The sequence below is a fragment of the Roseibium sp. genome, from assembly GCF_025698965.1.
GTDB lineage: Bacteria > Pseudomonadota > Alphaproteobacteria > Rhizobiales > Stappiaceae > Roseibium.
The window spans coordinates 1-4,502 of the sequence record NZ_JAILWL010000511.1 but is presented as its reverse complement, the minus strand read 5'-3'; the positions used below and the strand labels follow the sequence as shown (position 1 = coordinate 4,502).

The following is a 4,502-nucleotide window of genomic DNA, read 5'->3' as shown; positions in this document are numbered from 1 at the left end:
AACAGCGTTGGTAGATGTGGCAATTTCTCCGGTTGAGGATGCTCCGGTTATCACAGGAGCATCACAAGGCACCCTGGAAGAGGACCGTGTACTGACAGCTTCCGGCAGCCTGATCACCAGTGACGCCGACCCAACAGATCATCCTGTATTCACAGCTCAGACGAACACCGCCGGAACCTATGGAACGTTCAGCCTGACCAGTGCGGGCGACTGGTTTTACTTGCTTGACAACCAGGCTGCACAAGTGCTTTCCAGCGGCGAGGTTGCAAGAGAAGTATTTACCGCTGTTGCAAACACCATCGACGGTGAAACCGTCTCGCAACAGGTAACCCTGTTCGTCACCGGCGTAAATGATGCGCCCGCCTCCATATCTCTCACTGCATACGCGATTGACGAGAATACCGCCTCAGGAACCGCATTGGCTGACGTTCTGGTGTCCGACCCGGACGCAAACGACAATCATTCTCTGCAGTTGCTGACCGACGCTGGCGGCCTGTTCGTGCTGGATGGCGCCACATTGCGGGTCGCCGATGGCGCGGTTCTCGATTTTGAAGCCGAGACCTCCCATACGATTGATATAGAGGCGACCGATGGCTCTGGCGCCTCAGTTCGCCGATCCTTCACTATCAACGTAAATGATCTGGATGAATCTTTTGTCGCCACAGGTGATGAAGGTTCTTCGATTACCGGCGACGCGGGAGACAACGAGATTGTCGGCGGCACTGGTGACGACACGACACGAAGCGGATTGGGAAAAGACGTCATCACTCTGGGCGATGGCCGTGACAAAGTCATTGGAACTGCAGAAGATTTCGATGGCGACACGATCACCGATCTCAACCAGGACGATGAACTGATCTTGCTTCAGACTCTGGTCAGCCGGGATTCCTTTGAGTTTTCCAAAGATACCGGCGAGGTTACTCTCGACACAAACGGAGATGGAATACCCGATACATCGTTCAATCTGAAAGGTGATTTCGGTAACGGTGATTTTCTGGTCTTCAAGGTCGGTTCCCGCACCTTTGCTTCTTTTGAGACCTATTTGCCATCGCTTGAAGACGGTCAGGCCCTTCATGCAGGTAGCGTCAACGGTATCGCAAACCAGGATTTCCTGAATGGTGACGGTGGCCGGTCCTTTGCTGTGAAGCTTGTCCCCGTAGGATATGCCGGATACCGGAATACGTTGGGCGTTTACGAGATCTCGCCAAACGGTGATATCGTCGGTGTACGCATTCTGGTCGCCGATGCCACGTCCAGCCCAAGAGCGAGTGCCAGAATTGAAGGCGTTGAGGACGGAAACACGCTTGGTTTCTTCCTGCTTCAGGACGCAGGCAGATTCGCGTCTCGCCTGTCCTCCGAGGACACATTCAATTTCGTGGATTCGAACGGCAATACAGCGAATGTAGACGACGGTCCGGATATCTGGTTTGCGGTAAACGGCATTTCGTCGGGCAGAACAGCCCTGCACAGCTACGCACAAGACATGAACACTGACGGACTTCAGCACGTATTGTCGGGCGTCAATCCAGATGGAACCTCAATGACAATCGGATTTGAAGATGTCACAGGAGGGGGTGACAGAGACTATGAGGACCTGGTGTTCAAGCTCACACCGGACGACTTTAATTTCATCGTCTAGTTCCAGGACCTACCAAAACAATTCGGAACAGCCACACCTTCGCAGCGAAACATAGGCAGGATTGGGCGGATCCGGCAAATGTTTCGAGAAAATCAAGGCTGATCATCGGACTGCGCCGAACGTCGTTGCCGAGCTGCAGTCGCATCCTTGCGGCTCAAACAGCCCGGTTCGTGATGGCGCATCACTCTTCTCAAATGCCGATCAGGTTCGCAAGCGGCTTGAGGTGTTTTTCATATCGCCGCCATTTCTCGACCGAACTCCTGTAAACCGGTTGACGAACCTGCGTGATGCTTGCCGTCCTGACCCGTCGCTTTGCTGTTTGGAATTCGAGACAATCCTTGTTCCAGGCAAGACCACAGGCAGCCAAAAGCGCGCGTGTCTGACCCTCCGGGTCTTCGACGAGCGATTGATAGTCAAGCGTGTACATCGCCTCCGGTGGCAACACTTTTTCCCAATGGTTCATCAGACGTCGATAGCCGTTGTAATACCGGCCCAGTTCGATCAGGTCGTAGCTCTGGTGCTGGCTGCGCTCGAAAAGTCGCGTGAAACAGGAAAGACAGGTATCCATCCCGTTTCGGCTGACATGCACAATCTTCGCGTTCGGAAGCAAAGCATTGATAAGGCCGATCATGTTGTAATTCGAGGGCATCTTATCGGTCACGTGCCGGGCGTTGACTGAGTGTGCCTCAAGACAGGCAACATAGTGACAAGCTCTTGAGACCAGATCCTCACCGGCCAGACCCGACAGGTTTTGCGGAAAGGGTTGGCGGACATCACCGCGATCAAATCCAAATATCCGCTGCAGATCCCCCAGTTCCCCTGCCCCGAAAACACTCGGGTGGCTTGCCAGGATCGTCTCCGTCAGCGTGGTGCCCGACCGTGGCATGCCCAGGACAAAAATCGGCTTGGCCGAGTGGTTGGCATACGGCCTCAAGGTTTCAATGAATTCGGGTGTGAAGCGAGCGATGATTTCATCTATCTGACGGTCCCGGGCCTCGGAATCATAGTGAATCTTGGACCGCTTGAGGGCGGCTCCTTTCGTATATTGTTCCCAGGCTTCGTCACATCGTCCAAGCGCATCGTAGCAGTCGGCAAGTCCGAAACGATAGGCAATCTGGTTGGTAGGAGACATGGATGCCGCATTTGACAATTGTCTTTCCAGGGCCTTGAAAACCGGATCTTCGGCGTCCCTGATTTTGTTGATCCTGCTCAGGCCGATAAGCGGGGAAAAGTCGGCGGGGTCCAACTGCCTCACTCTTTCAAGGTCAGCTCGGGCCTGGTTCATCTCACCAAGCTCCATGTGTAGATGCGCGCGTCCGATCAGGCTGGCTTTGAAGGCCGGCTCGATCTCAAGCGCACGAACGTAGAACTCTCTGGCCAATTCCGAGTTGGACAAGGCGCTATGGCAGACGCCCGTCTGGTGCAGGTTCGCAGGGTTTTCGGGATCATTCTTCAAGGCCTCTTCGGCAGCTGCAAGCGCAAGCTCCGGGAGGTTCTTTTCCAGAAGAACCTGGGACAGGCCCAAGCAGGCAGATCCGAGACCGGGCCGCAAGGACATTGCCTTTCGGAAAAGAGCCTCGGCATTGTCGAGTTCAAGGTACGCCAGATGAATACGCGCCTGATTGCAGATGGCGTCGACATTGCTGGAGTTTCTGGACAAGATCCGTGACACTTCGCTCTGCGCAGCTTCCAGTCGGTCGAGTTCAATGAGAACAGTAACCAGATTGTTTGCCGCTTCCTCGTGAAGCGGATCCAGTTGCAACGCGCTGCGATATTTTTCTATGGCGTGTTCCGGGTCTTTTTCCTCTCTTGCGATGCTGCCCAGATTGTTCAATGAAGCAATGTAGCCCGGATCCAGCTCAAGCGCCTTGGCATGAAGCACCTTGGCTTTGTCATATTGTCGGTCGTCATAGTAAGCCAACGCCAGGTTTGAATGCGCGGCTGCCGACTGCGGTGCAGCCTTTGTCGCGCGTTTGCCGAGATCAATCGCGCGGCCAATCCGCTTTCCGGAACGCAACACTTCGACTGTGTTGGAGAGGAACATCGGGTTCTGAGGTTCCAGAGACAGCGACGCCTCCAGATAGTCCAGCGCCTGTTCAATGTGATCTCCCCTGAAAGCGACCAGCCCAAGGAGATGATACGCCATGGAGTGCGACGGCACCGCGATCAGAATGCGCTCACACAGGTATTTGCATGCCTCCAGCTCACCCGCTTCGAAGTGTTTTTGAGCAAGAGTGATCGCATTGGTGAGAGAAAGTTTCTGGGAGGATCGATTCGGCATTGAAGGCTTTCCGGACAGCTCCTGCAGGTTCGGCTCGCTGTGCGTACCTGAGGAAGACAATTTGTTTGCACAACAATGCCCTGACCGGGGCATAAACCCGATAAACCAAAGTTAGAAAACCACCCTTTTTCAGTAGCTTATAACTTTCGATAACTAGTCGCGAAATCTCTTACTCAATACCCCTCAGACCAGTCACCCCTTCGGCAGATTCCGTGGGGTTCAAGCTATTTGGTGCTGGGGATTTGGAATGAACCTGATTGGTCAACGGGAACGACGTCGAACAACTACGAAAACAGGCGGGCGGGTAACGAAGTGGAAGGGAAAGGTGGCAAGCCTTGCACCCTCCCTCTTTGTGTTTTCGATCTCCTCTACAGCCCTGATGGCCGGCGGTGCTTTGGCGCAGACCATAAACACAACAACATCGACACCGGTTGTCAGCACGACCGATCAGGACTTTACGGTGACGTCGACGGGAGCCATTACCGTGGACCCACTAAGTGGCTCCACCCTGGTTGAAATAAGCGTCGCGGACTACACCAGCACACTCCGCAATGACGGCAGCATCACCGGAACCAATATCAG

Annotated in this window: 3 protein-coding genes; 2 read left to right on the top strand and 1 reads right to left on the bottom strand. The window is 54.3% G+C overall.

Going from position 1 to position 4,502, the window contains the following annotated elements; genetic code table 11:
• Positions 1-1,639: VCBS domain-containing protein (locus tag K5905_RS28300; protein WP_297590640.1), on the top strand; the 1,639-nt coding region annotated here is incomplete at its 5' end.
• 190 nt (positions 1,640-1,829) lie between these two features.
• Here K5905_RS28300 and K5905_RS28295 read toward each other — a convergent pair.
• Entirely contained in the window at positions 1,830-3,920 is a 2,091-nt protein-coding gene (locus tag K5905_RS28295; protein ID WP_297590637.1) for a tetratricopeptide repeat-containing sulfotransferase family protein, read from the bottom strand.
• Between the two features lie 325 nt (positions 3,921-4,245).
• On the opposite strand from K5905_RS28295, the gene K5905_RS28290 reads away from it, so the two are divergent.
• On the top strand, positions 4,246-4,502 hold a 257-nt coding region (locus K5905_RS28290; protein WP_297590634.1), incomplete at its 3' end, for a hypothetical protein.